This is a genomic window from Ramlibacter sp. PS3R-8, from assembly GCF_037572435.1.
Classification (GTDB): domain Bacteria; phylum Pseudomonadota; class Gammaproteobacteria; order Burkholderiales; family Burkholderiaceae_C; genus Ramlibacter.
The window spans coordinates 1,373,923-1,388,188 of sequence record NZ_JBBHGT010000001.1 but is presented as its reverse complement, the minus strand read 5'-3'; the positions used below and the strand labels follow the sequence as shown (position 1 = coordinate 1,388,188).

The 14,266-nt window shown below is 68.8% G+C and carries 15 protein-coding genes; 11 read left to right on the top strand and 4 right to left on the bottom strand.

From position 1 onward, the window contains the following. Positions 1-68 precede the first annotated feature (68 nt). Positions 69-899 carry an archaetidylserine decarboxylase gene (gene asd, locus WG902_RS06550; RefSeq protein WP_340059453.1) on the bottom strand — a complete coding sequence of 277 codons (831 nt, stop codon included), beginning with the start codon at positions 897-899 and terminating at the stop codon, positions 69-71. Positions 900-1,021: 122 nt separating this feature from the next. On the opposite strand from asd, the gene WG902_RS06545 reads away from it, so the two are divergent. The 4 genes from WG902_RS06545 to WG902_RS06530 are packed head-to-tail and all read left to right on the top strand — an operon-like array spanning position 1,022 to position 4,585. Further along, positions 1,022-1,948 carry an ATP-binding cassette domain-containing protein gene (locus tag WG902_RS06545; protein WP_340059144.1) on the top strand — a complete coding sequence of 309 codons (927 nt, stop codon included), beginning with the start codon at positions 1,022-1,024 and terminating at the stop codon, positions 1,946-1,948. 5 nt (positions 1,949-1,953) lie between these two features. Continuing rightward, positions 1,954-2,751: an ABC transporter permease gene (locus WG902_RS06540; protein WP_340059143.1), complete on the top strand. Its 798-nt coding sequence runs from the start codon at positions 1,954-1,956 to the stop codon at positions 2,749-2,751. 5 nt (positions 2,752-2,756) lie between these two features. Then, positions 2,757-3,242: a hypothetical protein gene (locus WG902_RS06535; RefSeq protein WP_340059142.1), complete on the top strand. Its 486-nt coding sequence runs from the start codon at positions 2,757-2,759 to the stop codon at positions 3,240-3,242. After that, positions 3,239-4,585, top strand: a complete 1,347-nt coding sequence (locus WG902_RS06530; RefSeq protein WP_340059141.1) for a GAF domain-containing protein — start codon at positions 3,239-3,241, stop codon at positions 4,583-4,585. Before WG902_RS06535 ends, WG902_RS06530 begins: the two co-directional genes overlap by 4 nt. Positions 4,586-5,128: 543 nt before the next feature. On the opposite strand, the gene WG902_RS06525 is transcribed toward WG902_RS06530, so the two are convergent. Together WG902_RS06525 and WG902_RS06520 are read right to left on the bottom strand one after the other, a co-directional pair. After that, positions 5,129-5,863 (bottom strand): hemerythrin domain-containing protein, encoded by a 735-nt coding sequence (locus WG902_RS06525; protein WP_340059140.1) that lies wholly within the window; start codon positions 5,861-5,863, stop codon positions 5,129-5,131. Positions 5,864-5,969: 106 nt separating this feature from the next. Beyond that, positions 5,970-7,628 (bottom strand): GMC family oxidoreductase, encoded by a 1,659-nt coding sequence (locus tag WG902_RS06520; RefSeq protein WP_340059139.1) that lies wholly within the window; start codon positions 7,626-7,628, stop codon positions 5,970-5,972. Positions 7,629-7,702: 74 nt separating this feature from the next. Between WG902_RS06520 and WG902_RS06515 the strand changes: the two genes are divergently transcribed. The 4 genes from WG902_RS06515 to WG902_RS06500 all read left to right on the top strand — a co-directional run bounded on the left by WG902_RS06515 (position 7,703) and on the right by WG902_RS06500 (position 10,581). Then, positions 7,703-8,512 (top strand): crotonase/enoyl-CoA hydratase family protein, encoded by an 810-nt coding sequence (locus WG902_RS06515; protein WP_340059138.1) that lies wholly within the window; start codon positions 7,703-7,705, stop codon positions 8,510-8,512. 127 nt (positions 8,513-8,639) lie between these two features. Further along, a complete protein-coding gene (locus tag WG902_RS06510) occupies positions 8,640-9,089 on the top strand; it encodes a MarR family winged helix-turn-helix transcriptional regulator (protein WP_340059137.1) in 450 nt (149 codons plus the stop codon). A gap of 45 nt (positions 9,090-9,134) precedes the next feature. Then, positions 9,135-9,551 carry an organic hydroperoxide resistance protein gene (locus WG902_RS06505; protein WP_340059136.1) on the top strand — a complete coding sequence of 139 codons (417 nt, stop codon included), beginning with the start codon at positions 9,135-9,137 and terminating at the stop codon, positions 9,549-9,551. 22 nt (positions 9,552-9,573) lie between these two features. Beyond that, a complete protein-coding gene (locus WG902_RS06500) occupies positions 9,574-10,581 on the top strand; it encodes a serine/threonine protein kinase (protein WP_340059135.1) in 1,008 nt (335 codons plus the stop codon). Here WG902_RS06500 and WG902_RS06495 read toward each other — a convergent pair. Beyond that, the gene (locus WG902_RS06495; protein ID WP_340059134.1) at positions 10,578-11,453 is read right to left on the bottom strand and encodes a fumarylacetoacetate hydrolase family protein; all 876 of its coding nucleotides are present in this window, start codon (positions 11,451-11,453) and stop codon (positions 10,578-10,580) included. The two genes, WG902_RS06500 and WG902_RS06495, sit on opposite strands and share 4 nt — an antisense overlap. A 74-nt stretch (positions 11,454-11,527) precedes the next feature. Between WG902_RS06495 and WG902_RS06490 the strand changes: the two genes are divergently transcribed. Genes WG902_RS06490 through WG902_RS06480 form a run of 3 tightly spaced genes read left to right on the top strand, consistent with a single transcriptional unit; the run spans position 11,528 to position 14,183 of the window. Next, positions 11,528-12,493, top strand: a complete 966-nt coding sequence (locus WG902_RS06490) for a tripartite tricarboxylate transporter substrate binding protein (RefSeq protein ID WP_340059133.1) — start codon at positions 11,528-11,530, stop codon at positions 12,491-12,493. 14 nt (positions 12,494-12,507) lie between these two features. Next, positions 12,508-13,488: a Bug family tripartite tricarboxylate transporter substrate binding protein gene (locus WG902_RS06485; RefSeq protein ID WP_340059132.1), complete on the top strand. Its 981-nt coding sequence runs from the start codon at positions 12,508-12,510 to the stop codon at positions 13,486-13,488. Beyond that, positions 13,488-14,183: a molybdate ABC transporter substrate-binding protein gene (locus WG902_RS06480; protein ID WP_340059131.1), complete on the top strand. Its 696-nt coding sequence runs from the start codon at positions 13,488-13,490 to the stop codon at positions 14,181-14,183. The genes WG902_RS06485 and WG902_RS06480 overlap by 1 nt, the downstream gene beginning before the upstream one ends. The last annotated feature ends 83 nt before the right edge of the window (positions 14,184-14,266 follow it).

Here is a 14,266-nt window from a genome sequence, read left to right as displayed (position 1 = left end):
GCCTGCGCAGGGTCCGCAAGCACCGCCCGGCCCCGCGCCGCGGGGGGTGCCGGCCACGGCCGGGCTGCCTAGAGCGCCGCCTCGCTCTCGATCACCGTTGCCATCGCCTCGCCCAGCCGCACCGGTTTCGTCGCCGCCCAGTCCGGCGTGAAGGTCAGCACGTTCTGCGGGAACAGCAGGATCACGGTGGAGCCAAGCAGGAAGCGCCCCATTTCGGCGCCCTTGGCCAGCGCGATCTGCTGGTCGTCGTAGCGCCATTCGCGCGGCTCGCGCGTGCGCGGCGGATTGACGGTGCCGTGCCATACGGTGGCCATGCTGCCGACGATGGTGGCGCCGACCAGCACCATCACCATCGGCCCGTGCGCGCAGTCGAACTCGCAGACCACCCGTTCGTTGCGCGCGAACAGGCTGGGCACGTGACGGGCCGTCAGCGGGTTGACCGAGAACAGGTCGCCGGGGATGTAGATCATCCGCTTCAGGCGCCCATCACAGGGCATGTGGATGCGGTGATAGTCCTTGGGCGCCAGGTAGAGCGTGGCGAAGTGGCCGTGGTCGAACCGGTGCGCCAGGGACTGGTCGCCACCCACCAGCGCCCGGGTGGAGTAGCTGTGGCCCTTGGCCTGGAAAATCTGGTCGTGCTCGATCGGCCCGAACTGGCTGATGGCCGCGTCCACCGGGCACACGAACGGCGCCACGGCGATCGGACGGGCGCCCTCGCGCAGCGCCCGGGTGAAGAAGTCGTTGAAGGTGGCGTAGCTCTCGATGCGGGGGTCCGCCGCTTCGCTCATGTCGACCTGGTACTTCGCCACGAACCTGCGCACGATGGCGCGCGTGATGCCCCCCATCCGGGCTCCCGCCACCAGGCCCCCGAACTGCGTGAGCAACTTCTTGGGCAACATGTATTGCTGCGTGATGGGCAGGGGTGGGAACAAGCGCGGTCCTCTCGGGAAAACGAAAATTCTACGGCGGCGATGGCCCGGCAGGCGGACCCGGCCGCGGTGCGACACAATAGCCGCCGTCCATGCCCGAGTCCCTTTTCGACGCCACCCACCTCACCAAGCGCTACGGCACGACCACGGTCGTCGACGATCTCTCCTTCCACATCGACCCGGGCGAGTGCCTGGGCGTCATCGGCCCGAACGGCGCCGGCAAGACCACCACCATCCGGATGTGCCTGGGGCTGACGGAGCCCGAAGAGGGCGAGATCCGGGCCCTGGGCCTGTCGATGCCGCGCGATGAGCGCGCGATCAAGGCGCAGCTCGGCGTGGTCAGCCAGTTCGATTCTCTCGACCCCGACTTCAGCTGCACCGAGAACCTGCTGGTGTACGGGCGCTATTTCGGCATCCCTGAAGCAACCATCCGCGGGCGCATCCCGTCACTGCTGGAATTCGCCGCGCTGTCGCACAAGGCGCAGGCGCGGCCGGGCGAACTGTCCGGCGGAATGCGCCGGCGCCTGTCATTGGCCCGGGCGCTGGTGAACGATCCGCGCCTGCTGCTGCTGGACGAGCCCACCACGGGCCTGGACCCGCAGGCACGTCACCTGATGTGGGAGCGGCTGCAGGTCCTGCTGCAGCAAGGCAAGGCCATCCTGCTGACGACGCACTTCATGGACGAGGCCGAGCGCCTGTGCCACCGCCTGCTGGTGCTGGACCACGGCCGCAAGATCGCCGAAGGCCGCCCGCGCGACCTGATCGCCGAACACCTGGAGCCGGACGTGGTGGAGGCGTACGGCAACGGCGCCGTGGAGCTGATGGCCAGTCCCTTGCGCAGCCTGGCGGCGCGCACCGAACTCAGTGGCGAGACGGTGTTCTTCTACACGCAGGATGCCCGCCCGCTGATCGAGGCGCTGGGACGCGAGCACCCGAAACTGCGTACGCTGCACCGGCCGGCGAACCTGGAGGACCTGTTCCTCAAGCTGACCGGCCGCCAGATCCGGGAGGACGGCTAGTGTCCATGCATCGCTCTCCCTTTCGCGCACCGCGCCTGACCTCGCGCTGGTGGCCCGTGTTCTTGCGCAACATGCTGGTATGGCGCAAGCTCGCCATCCCCAGCCTGATCGGCAACATCGCGGAGCCGCTGATCTGGCTGGTGGCCTTCGGCTATGGAATGGGCGCGCTGGTCGGGGAGCTGCGCGTGGGCGGCACCGCGGTGCCCTACATCGTCTTCCTGGCGAGCGGCTCGATCTGCATGAGCGCGATGAACGCCGCCAGCTTCGAGGCGCTCTACTCGGCTTTCTCGCGGATGCACGTGCAGAAGACCTGGGACGGGATCATGAACGCGCCGGTCAGCCTGGACGACATCGTGCTGGCTGAAATGCTGTGGGCCGCATTCAAGGCCATCTTCACCGTCACCGCCATCCTGCTGGTGATGCTGGTGCTGGGGATCGTGCACAGCCCGAAGGTGCTGGTGGCGTGGCCGGTGCTGCTGGCCGCGGGCATCACCTTTTCCTGCATCGCGTTGATCTTCAATGCGCTGGCCAAGGGCTACGACTTCTTCACCTACTACTTCACGCTGTTCCTCACGCCGATGATGTTCCTGTCGGGCGTGTTCTTCCCGCGCGAGCAGCTGCCGCTGGCGGTGCGCGTGGTGTCGGACTGGCTGCCGCTGACCAGCGCGGTGGAGCTGGTGCGGCCGCTGTTCCTGGACCAGTGGCCGGCCGATGCCGCGCGCCACCTGCTGGTGCTGGCCGGCTACGCCGTGGTCTCGTTCTGGCTGGCCCTGGCGTTCACGCGGCGCCGCTTCGCGGCGTAAGCACGATGGCCGCCACGCTGCCCGCCGACCTGGTCGCCATCATGGCGCGAGGCGTCTCCGTGATCGTCGCTTCGCGCGATGCGAAGCTGCGCCCCAGCATCATGCGGGCCGTCGGCAGCCGGGTGGAGGCGAACGGCCAGGACATCACCGTGTACCTGTCGCGCGGCAGCTCGCGCCAGCTGCTGCAGGACATCGCCTCCACCGGCCAGCTGGCGGTGGTGTTCAGCGAGCCGTCCACGCACCGCACGGTGCAGCTGAAGGCGTCGCGCGCGGAGATCCGCAACGCCGTCGATGCGGACGTGCCGGTGCTGGCGGCGTACCTGAAGTCGATGGAACACGAGATCCAGCAGGTCGGCTTCGCACCGCCGCTGACCCGCGCGATGCTGGCGCACCGGCTGGAGGACGTGGTGGCGGTGCGCTTCACTCCCGAACAGGCCTTCGACCAGACGCCGGGCCCGCGCGCCGGCGCGCCATTGGGGAGCGGGCGGTGACCGGCCAGGGGCTGCAGGACATCCGCGCCTGCTTCGAGGGCATGGTCCCGGCGAACGTCGCCACCTGCGGCGCCGACGGCGTGCCGAACGTGGCGTACATCTCGCAGGTGTTCTATGCCGACGAGAGGCACGTGGCGCTGTCATTCCAGTTCTTCAACAAGACGCGTCAGAACATCCTGGCCAACCCGTTCGCCACGGCGCTGGTGCTGCACCCGCACACCGCCCAGTTCCACCGCCTGCACATCCGTTATCTCCGCACCGAGACCGAAGGCCCGTTGTTCGAGGGCATGAAGGCGCAACTGGCGGGCATCGCCTCGCACAGCGGGATGCAGGGCGTGTTCCGCCTGCTCGGCTCCGACGTGTACGAAGTGCTCGAGGTCGAGTCGCTGGAGGGAGCGCCGCTGCCCTCCCCGCCGCCGCGTGCCGGCCTGCTGGGCGGCGTGCGGCGTGCCAGCGAGCGGCTGGGGCGCTGCGGCAGCCTCGACGAGGCGCTCAATGCGGTGCTGGGCAGCCTGAACGACTTCCTCGGCATCCAGCACGCGATGGTGTTGATGCTGGACCCGGCCGCGCGGCGGCTGTACACGGTGGCGAGCTGCGGCTACGCGACCTCCGGCGTCGGCTCCGAGATCGGCCTGGGCCAGGGCGTGATCGGCGTGGCCGCGCGCGAGCGCACCCCGGTGCGCATCGGCCACGTGACCAGCGCTGCGCTTTACAGCCAGGCGATGCGCAGCAGCTTCAACGCCAACATCCCGGACTACGAGCCCACGCTCGACATTCCTTATCCCGGGCTGGCGCAACCCCACAGCCAGCTGGCGGTGCCGATCCAGAACGGCGGCCGCATGCTGGGCGTGCTGTTCGTCGAAAGCACGCAGCAGCTGCAGTTCAGCTGGGAAGACGAGGATGCGCTGGTGGCGATCGCCGGCCACCTCGGTGCGGCCATCGAGCTGCTGCAGTCCCATGCCGAGGCCGCCGACGCCACGGCGGCCCCCCCGGCGCCGACCCGACCCGCGCCCGCCGCGCTGCCACCGTTGCAGGTGAAGCACTTCGCCGCCAACGACAGCATCTTCCTCGGCGACGCGTACCTGATCAAGGGCGTGGCCGGCGCCATCCTGTGGAAGCTGCTGCGCGACCATCGGCAATTGGGACGCACGGAGTTCAGCAACCGCGAGCTGCGGCTGGACCCGGCATTGCGCCTGCCCGACATCAGCGACAACCTCGAGGCGCGCCTGTTGCTGCTGCAGCGGCGGCTGGCGGAGCAGGCGGGGGCGTTGCGGATCGAGAAGACGGGGCGGGGGCGGTTCCGTCTGGTCGTGGACCGGCCCGTGGAACTGGTGGAGTCGTAACGTCGGGGTGCGCTGCGCGCAACCCGACCTACGCGGTGACCGCGGCGTTCATCGAAATCCGGGCACCACGCGCCCGTACGCGGTGACCGCGGCGTTCATCGACATCCGGGCACCACGCGCCCGAACGCGGTGACCGCGGCGTTCATCGACATCCGGGCACCACACGCCCGTACGCGGTGACCGCGGCGTTCATCGACATCCCGGCACAACGCGCCCGTACGCGGTGACCCGCGGCGTTCATCGACATCCGGGCACCACGCGCCCGTACGCGGTGACCGCGGCGTTCATCGACATCCGGGCACCACGCGCCCGTACGCGGTGACCGCGGCGTTCATCGACATCCGGGCACCACGCGCCCGTACGCGGTGACCCGCGGCGTTCATCGACATCCGGGCACCACGCGCCCGTACGCGGTGACCCGCGGCATTCATCGACATCCGGGCACCACGCGCCCGAGCGCGGTGACCCGCGGCGTTCATCGAAATCCCGGAGTCACATGCCCGTAGGTCGGGTTCGGCGGCGCCGACCCCGACACCCGCCTCATCAACCGGCCACCAACCCCGGCACCGAAGCGATCCCCAGCGCCCCCGTCAACTTGCTCCACTCCCTGGTGGTCAGCAGCGGCTGCACCAGGTCCAGCACCGCCTGGAACGCGGGCGCCGGCGCCTTGGCGCGCATGTCGGCCAACAGGTGGAAGCGGTCCTGCGGATTCTGGAACGGCACCAGCCAGCGGGCGATGGCCATCATCTCCTGCGGCGGGATCGATGCCACCAGGGCGTCGTGGATCGCGACGAGTTCGGCGTCCGTGTAGCGGGCCCACAGCACCGCGTTGTGCGCGGTCTCTTCCACGCGCATGTGCTCGAAGTTTTCGGCGATGAACAGCGCCAGCTCGCTGTAGAGGCGGGAAGCGGCACCTGCGCGGGTGTGCGGCGCGGCGGCGCGCAGCACGACCACCAGGTCGGACAGCCGCGCGATGTGCTTCTCGTGGTCTTCGTGCTCGTGGCCGATGGCCGCGCTGGCGCCCGGCGCGCGCGCCTCGATGGCGGCGTGGACGAAGTCGTTCTCGTGCCGCAGGTGCCCGGCGCAGACGGCCAGCAGTTCCAGCACCCGGCCGCTGGCCTGGGCGACCTCGCTATCGTCGAGCGGGTCCATGCGGCCGACGGCCAGCAGGGTATCGGCCATGAAGGCGCGCAGCGCCTTGTGGATGCCGGAGTACATGTCGAAGCGGGGCGCCTCGACGGCGGCGACGGACTCAAGTTCGCGGGAGGTGATCTGCATGGTCTTCTTTCGCTGTGGATGACGGCAAGGGCGCCGTGGAAAGAAGTCTAGGAACGCGGCCCGCTACGCGTTCTGAAGAAACTCTTAAGCAAACCTTCAGTAAACCTTAAGCGGCCACGGCCTCGGCGGATGCGTGAACTGCGTCACGGGGCGCACGGGCCGACGCCTTGACCAGGTCGGCCGCTTTCTCGCCGATCATGATCACCGGCGCGTTGGTGTTGCCGCTGATGATCGTCGGCATCACCGAAGCATCCACCACGCGCAGGCCCTCGATGCCGTGCACGCGCAGTTGCGCATCGACCACGTCGTTGGGCCCGCTGCCCATGCGGCAGGTGCCCACCGGGTGGTAGATGGTGTCCGCGTGGCCGCGGATGAAGGCTTCGATGGCCGCCTCGTCGCGGGCGCCGGCGGAAGCCGCGAGCTCGCGGCCGCGCATGCCCGCCAGCGCAGGCTGCTGCAGGATGTGGCGCATGGCCTGGAAGCCGCGCACCAGCCGGCGCACGTCATCCGGCTCGGCCAGGAAATTCGGGTCGATCAGCGGGGCGGCCAGCGGGTCCGCGCTGGCCAGCGTCACGCTGCCGCGGCTCTTGGGTTGCAGCAGGCAGACATGGCACGAATAGCCGTGGCCGAACACCGTCTTGCGGCCATGGTCAACCAGCTTGCCGATCACGAAATGCAGCTGCAGGTCGGGCGCGGGCTGGTCGGGCGAGCTGCGGATGAAGCCGCCCGCCTCCGCGAAATTGGTGGTGAGCAGGCCGCGGCGATGCCGGCGCCATTCGAGAATGCCCTTGAACGCGTTGACCAGTCCTCGCGGCGACAAGCCGAACAGATCGGTGAGGTGCGGCGCGTCGACCACCTGCACCACGTCGACATGGTCGTGCAGGTTGCGGCCGACCCCCGGCAGGTCGTGCACCACCGGGATGCCATGGCGCTGCAGTTCCTGCGCCGGGCCGATGCCGGAGAGCATCAGCAGCTGCGGTGACAGCAAGGCGCCGGCGCTCAGGATCACTTCACGCCGCGCGCGGAGTTCGCGATCCTTTCCGTCCAGGCGATACGCGACGCCCACGGCGCGCCTGGCTTGCAGCAGCACGCGCGTGGCGTGCGCGCCGGTGACGACATGCAGGTTGGGGCGCTGCCGGTTGGGCACGAGATAGGCCTTGGCAGCGCTGAAGCGTTCGCCATTCTTGTGCGTCACCTGGTACAGGCCGACGCCTTCCTGCGAGATGCCGTTGAAGTCTCGGTTCTCCAAGTAGCCCGCCTGCTTGCCGGCCTCCACGAAGACGGAGCCGAACCGGTGCGGGCTGCGCAAGTCCATGACGTTGAGCGGCCCGCCGGTGGCATGGAATGCGTCGGCGCCTCGCTCGTTGTGTTCCGCGCGCCGGAAGTACGGCAGCACGTCGTTCCAGCCCCAGCCCGCATTGCCTTCGGCCGCCCAGCGGTCGTAGTCCGCGCGCTGCCCGCGCAGGTAGATCATCGCGTTGACCGAGCTCGAGCCGCCCAGCACCTTGCCGCGCGGCTGGTAGCCGCGGCGGCCGTTCAAGCCGACCTGCGGCACGGTCTGGAAACCCCAGTTCGCCTGGCCGTTCCTCGCCAGCAGGGCCAGCCCTGCCGGGCAGTGGATGAGGACACTGCTGTCCGGCGGCCCCGCCTCCAGCAGCGCGACCTGCACCGAAGGGTCTTCGCTCAGGCGCGCCGCCAGCACGCAGCCGGCGGAGCCGCCACCGACGATCAGGTAGTCCACCGTGGCTGGAAGGGAAGCGGTCATGCAGGGTCTCCTCTACCGTGGAGTCTAGGCACAAGGGCGCGCGCCGGATCGGAGTGGCTGCTCTAATGCGGCTCATGGAAAACGCCATGCCGCCCGCCGAGGGCACCATCACCACCGAGCGCCGCGGAGCGCTGCTCCTGGTCGGCATCAACCGGCCGGCCAAGCGCAATGGTTTCACGCCGCGCATGTTCCGCGAGCTCGGCGAAGCCTACACCCTGCTGGACGACGACGCGAGCCTGCGCGTCGGCGTGCTGTTCGCGCACGGCGACCACTTCACCGCGGGGCTGGACCTGCCGACGATCGCGCCGGCCATGCAGCGCGGCGAGAAGCTGTGGCCGCAGGATGCGGTGGAGCCGCTGAACCTGGGCACGCCCGGGTACCGGCGCCGCACCAAGCCGATGGTGGTGGCGGTGCAGGGCATCACCTTCACCCTGGGCATCGAGCTGATGCTCGCCGCCGACATCGTGGTGGCGGCGGACGACTGCCGCTTCTCGCAGCTGGAGGTCAAGCGCGGGATCATGGCGACCGGCGGCGCCACGCTGCGGATGGCGGAGCGCGCCGGCCTGGGCAACGCCATGCTGCACCTGCTGACCGGTGACGAGTTCTGCGCGGCCGAGGCGCTGCGCCTGAACTTCGTGCAGAAGGTGGTGCCGGCAGGCCAGCAGCTTCAGGAGGCCATCCGCATCGCGGAGACGATCGCGGCGCAGGCGCCGCTGGCGGTGGTCGCCACGCGGTTGAATGCGTTGGCGGCCGTGGAACGGGGGCCGCTGGAGGCCATGGCGGAGTTCGTGCCGGTGCAGCAGCGGCTGTCGCGCACGGAGGACGCGGCGGAGGGCGTAAGGTCGTTCGTGGAGAAGCGGGCGGCGCGGTTCACGGGGAAGTGACGTGGGCGGCGGGGTCGCTGGCGCGAACCCGCCCTACAGGGCCCGTCGGCAGGGCGGGTTCGCGAAGCGACCCCGCCATTCACCTCATCAAATTGCACGCAATTCAATTTGGAGCTACAATTCCGCCATGCCATCCCGCCGCCACACTGCCGACGAAGCCCTGCTGCTCGACCACCAGCTCTGCTTCGCCCTGTATTCGGCGTCGCTGGCGATGACCAAGCTGTACAAGCCGCTGCTCGACGAGCTCGGCCTCACCTACCCGCAGTACCTGGCGATGCTGGTGCTGTGGGAGGGCGACGGCCTCATGGTGTCCGAACTCGGGCAGCGCCTCTTCCTCGACTCCGGCACGCTGACGCCGCTGCTCAAGCGGCTGGAAGGCGCCGGGCTGGTGAGCCGCATGCGCGACGTCGCCGATGAGCGCCGCGTGCATGTGCATCTCACGCCTGCCGGCCGCAAGCTGAAGGCCCGCGCCGCGAAAGTGCCGGCCTGCGTGCTGGCCGCCAGCCAATGCTCCATTCCCGAGTTGCTCCAGCTCACCGCGCAAGTGCGCGGCCTGCGCGAGCGGCTCGCCGCCTGACCCCTCCCCCCTCGCTTCACCCGAAGCATCCACCAGGAAACCACCATGACCACCTCCCTCGACAAAGTCCTGTACACGGCCAAGACCCATGCCACCGGCGGGCGCGACGGCCAGGGCCGATCGGACGACGGACGCATCGAAGTGAAGCTCTCGCCCCCCGGACAAGGCACCGGCACCAACCCGGAGCAATTGTTCGGCGTCGGCTACTCCGCCTGCTTCCTGGGCGCGATGAAGGCCGTGGCGCCCAAGCTGAAGGCCACCGTGCCCGCGGACACATCGATCGCCGCTGAAGTCGACCTCGGCCCGACCTCGCTGGGCTACGGCATTTCGGTGCGCCTGAACATCAGCCTGCCGGGCATGGAGCGGGCCGCCGCCGAACAGCTGGTCGCCGAAGCGCACAAGGTCTGCCCCTACTCCAACGCAACCCGCAACAACATCGACGTCAAGATCCAGGTGGTGTGAGCGATGGCGGCGACAATGCCGCATGACTGCAGATGCCCGCCACCCATATGAAACGCTCACGCCCGACGTCGTGCTCGATGCACTGGCGTCGGTGGGGCTCTACGGTGACGGGCGGCTGCTCGGCCTGAGTTCCTACGAGAACCGGGTCTACCAGATCCACCTCGAAGATCCGTTCGAAGGCGCGGGCATCGTCGTTGCCAAGTTCTACCGCCCCGCGCGCTGGAGCGAAGCGCAGATCCTGGAAGAGCACGTCTTTGCCGCGGAGCTGCTGCAAGCCGAGGTGCCGGCGGTGGCGCCACTGGCCCCGGCGGGCGCAACGCTGCACGAGTACGCTGGCTTCCTTTTCAGCGTTTCACCACGGCGCGGGGGCCGCGCGCCCGAACTCGACGATGGCGAAGTGCTGGAATGGATCGGTCGCTATCTCGCCCGCCTGCACGTCGTCGGCGCGCGCAAGCCGTTCGAGACGCGCCCCGCGCTGGACATCGCGAGTTTTGGCGAGGAGCCACGGGACTGGCTGCTCGGCAACAACGCGGTCCCGCTGGACGTTCAGGGCGACTGGCAGCGCAAGTGCGAGCTCGCACTTGCACAAATTCGCACCGCGTTCGCGTCGGCCGAGGAAGCCGGTGTCCGCTCGCTGCGGCTGCATGGCGACTGCCATCCGGGCAACATCCTCTGGACACCCGACGCGGGCCCGCACTTCGTCGACCTCGACGACGCGCGCACCGGCCCGGCCGTGCAGGACCTGTGGATGCTGGTGTCGGGGGAACGGGCGCAACGCCAGCGGCAACTCGGTGCATTGGTCGATGGCTACGAACAGATGCGCGAGTTCGATCGCACGGAGCTGGCGTTGATCGAACCGCTGAGGACGCTGCGGCTCATCCACTACAGCGCGTGGCTCGCGCGTCGCTGGGATGATCCCGCCTTCCCCCGCGCCTTCCCGTGGTTCGGGAGTTCCGACTACTGGAAGGGGCAGGTGCTGATGCTGGAAGAGCAGATGGAGGCGATGGAAGAGCCTCCGGTCATCGTTTAACGGAATGCGTTCTCGATCGTGCCGATTCCTGCGATCTCGATGCGCACGACGTCGCCACGCACCAGGTACTTCGGCGGCTTGTAGCCGATGCCCACACCGGCCGGCGTGCCGGTGGCGATGAGATCGCCCGGGTACAGCGTGATGCCGGCCGAGATGCATTCGATCAGCGTCGGGATGTCGAAGATGAAGTCCTTGGTGTTGGCGTCCTGGCGCAGCTCGCCGTTCACCCAGCACTTCACGTCGGTGTTCTGTCCGTCCACCTCGTCGGCGCTCACGAGCCACGGGCCCATCGGGCAGAAGGTGTCGAAGGACTTGCCCAGCAGCCACTGCGAGTGCTTGCCTTGCCAGTCGCGCGCCGTCACGTCATTGATGATGGTGTAGCCCCATACGTGCTTCATCGCGTCCGCGGCCTTGATGCCCTTGCCGCCCTTGCCGATGACCACCGTGAGCTCCGCCTCGTAGTCGATGGCAGTGGAGACTTCGGCGGGGAACAGGATGGGATCGGTCGGACCCGTCACCGATTCCGGCACCTTGGAAAAGATGATCGGCGCAGACGGAATGTCGCCGCCGGACTTGGCGCTGGAGTCGAAGCCGCTGCCGGCGAATTCCTTCGCATGCGCGAAGTAGTTCTTGCCGACGCAGAAGACATTGCGGCGCGGCCGCGGAATCGGCGCCGTGAGTTTCACCTGGTCGATGGCGATGGCCTTGCCGACCGCGGGAAGCGCGCGGCCGGCGGCCTGCGCCTCGACGATCGGCAGCGCGCCGAGCGCAAGCTCGGCCGCAGACAACTGGAAGGGCTCGACCTGGCGGCCATCGGCCGAAACGCGACCGACGCCGGGCTGGCCGTTGAGGATGTACGCAGCAACTCTCATGGGGAAAACTCTCTTTCACGCCGACCTTGGCGCTCTATAGCATGCTAACAAAACGAGTCCAAGGAGTGACCCCGATGATGCGCCGCTTTCTCATCGCCGCGGGCCTTTGCGCAGCGGCCGGCCTTGCCGCTGCGCAAGGCGCCTACCCCACCAAGCCGATCACGATGATCGTGCCCTTCCCGCCCGGCGGCCTGGCCGATGTCGTGGGCCGGCCCGTGGCCGAGTCGATGGGCAAGGAGCTCGGACAGCCCGTCGTGATCGAGAACAAGGGCGGGGCCGGTGGCGGCATCGGCATGGCCCAGGCTTCCAAGGCCGCCGCCGACGGCTACACGATCCTGATGGCGCTGTCTTCGTACAGCGTGCTGCCCGAAGCGGACACCTTGCTCGGCCGGCCGCAGATGTATGCCTTCAATTCGCTGCGGCCGATCGCCCGCTTCACCGCCGACCCGACGGTGCTGGCGGTGCGCGCGGACGCACCGTGGAAGACGGTGAAGGATTTCGTCGAGGACGCGCGCAAGCGCCCGGGCGCACTGAACTTCGGATCCTCCGGCAACTACGGCACGATGCATGTGCCCATGGAGATCCTCAAGCAGGTGGCCGGCGTGCGCATGACGCACATCCCGTATACGGGCGCGGGCCCGGCTGTCGTTGCGCTGCTCGGCGGCCAGGTCGACGCACTGTCCACGGGCCCGGCGACCGTGCTGCAGCACGTCAAGGCAGGCAAGATCCGCGTGCTGGGCCACTGGGGCAACGGCAAGCTCGAGTCGATGCCGGACGTGCCTTCGCTCAAGCAGGCGGGCTACAACGCCGAATACGCGCAGTGGTCCGGGCTGTTCGTGCCGGCCGGCACGCCGGACGCCGTGGTGCAGCGCCTGCGCGCCGCCGCACGCCACGCCGCCAACGACCCCAAGGTGAAGGAAGTGATCCTCGGCGCCGGCAGCCCGGTGCTCTACCAGGACACGCCCGATTTCGAGAAGTACGTGCAGGCCGACGTGCAGCGCATGTCGGACGTCGTCAAGAAGATCGGCAAAGTCGAATGACACGGAACCCCGCCATGAAACGCCAGACCCTCCTGCGCTGGCTTGCCGCCGGCGCCTGTGCAGCCGGAATGCTGCAGGCCCTTCCCGCCGCTGCCCAGAACTGGCCGACCCGCCCGATCCGCATCGTCGTGCCGTTCGCCGCCGGCGGCTCGGCCGACGTGTACGCGCGATTCCTGGCGCAGCGCCTGCCCGACCAGCTGGGACAACCGGTGGTGGTGGAAAACCGTCCCGGCGCGGGAGCCGTCATCGGCACCGACACGGTGGCCAAGGCTCCGGCCGACGGGTACACGCTGCTGCTGATGTCGAACACGCACACGGTGAACGAAACGCTGGTGCCGAACAAGCCGTACCACCTGACACGCGACTTCGTCGCGGTGGCGCCGATCAACTACGCGGACCTGGTCTTCGTGGCCCATCCCTCGGTGGCTGCGAACAACGTGCGCGACCTCGTCAAGCTCGGCAAGGAGCGGCCCGGCAAGCTGAACTACGCGTCGTCGGGCACCGGCACGCCGTACCACATGGCCGGCGAGCTGTTCAAGGCGATGTCGGGCGTGTACCTGGTGCACATCCCGTACAAGGGCAGCTCCGGCGCGCGCACCGACGTGATCGGCGGCCAGGTCGACCTGATGTTCGACGCGGTCACGACGATGGTGGAACAGGTGAAGGCCGGCAAGGTCAAGGCCATCGCGACCACCGGCAAGCAGCGGTCCGCCGTGCTGCCCGACGTGCCGACGGTGCACGAGTCGGGCGTGGCGAACTACGAGGCGACGATCTGGCTCGGCGTGCTGGCGCCCAAGGGCACGCCGCCGGCCGTGGTGTCGCGCCTGAACGAAGCGATCACGAAAATCACCAGCCAGCCCGACGTGCAGCAGGGCTGGGCCCGGCAGGGCGCCACGGCGATGGTGATGAACCCCACTGCGTTCGAGAAGTACCTCCAGGACGACATCGCCAAGTGGGAGAAACTGATCAAGTCCGCCAACATCAAGCCCGAGTGATGGCAAAGAACCTGGACATCCTCAGCGGCGGTGCGGCGCAGGGCCTGGTCGCCCGCGTGCAGGCGGCCTTCGAGCAGCAGCATGGGGTGCGCATCGCCGGCACGTTCGGAGCGGTGGGGATGATGAAGGACAAATTGGTGGCCGGTGCGCCGTGCGACCTGCTGATCCTGAGCGACGCGCTGATCAGGGGCCTGGTGGCCGAAGGCCGCGCCGATGCCACCACCGTGCGCGCCCTAGGCGGGGTGAAAACGGGTGTGGCCCTGAAGCAGGGCCGCAGCGCCGTCACGATCCGCGATGTCGACGACCTGAAGGCGCTGCTGCAATCGGCGCCGGCGATCTATTTCCCGGACCCGCTCAAGGCCACCGCAGGCATCCACTTCATGAAGGTGCTGCATGCGCTGGGACTGGCAGGCGATGCCGCCCGGCTGCGCACCTATCCCAACGGTGCGATGGCCATGGCCGCCCTGGCGCAGGCGCCCGAAGCGGATGCAGTGGGCAGCACGCAGGTGACGGAAATCCTGATCACGCAGGGCGTGCAGCTGACGGGGCTGCTGCCCGCGCCGCACGACTTGACGACCGTCTACACCGCTGCCGTGGCCAAGGGCGCGCGCGAGCCGGAGCTCGCACGCGCACTGATCGCTGCGCTGTCCGCACCGGAGGCGGCGCAGGTGCGGCGCGAGTGCGGGTTCGACTAGCCATCACCGGGGTTCGGCTGCGCGCTCACCGCCGGCCTACGGGTCGGCTGCGCGCATTCCCGTAGGTCGGTGGTGCGCGCGAA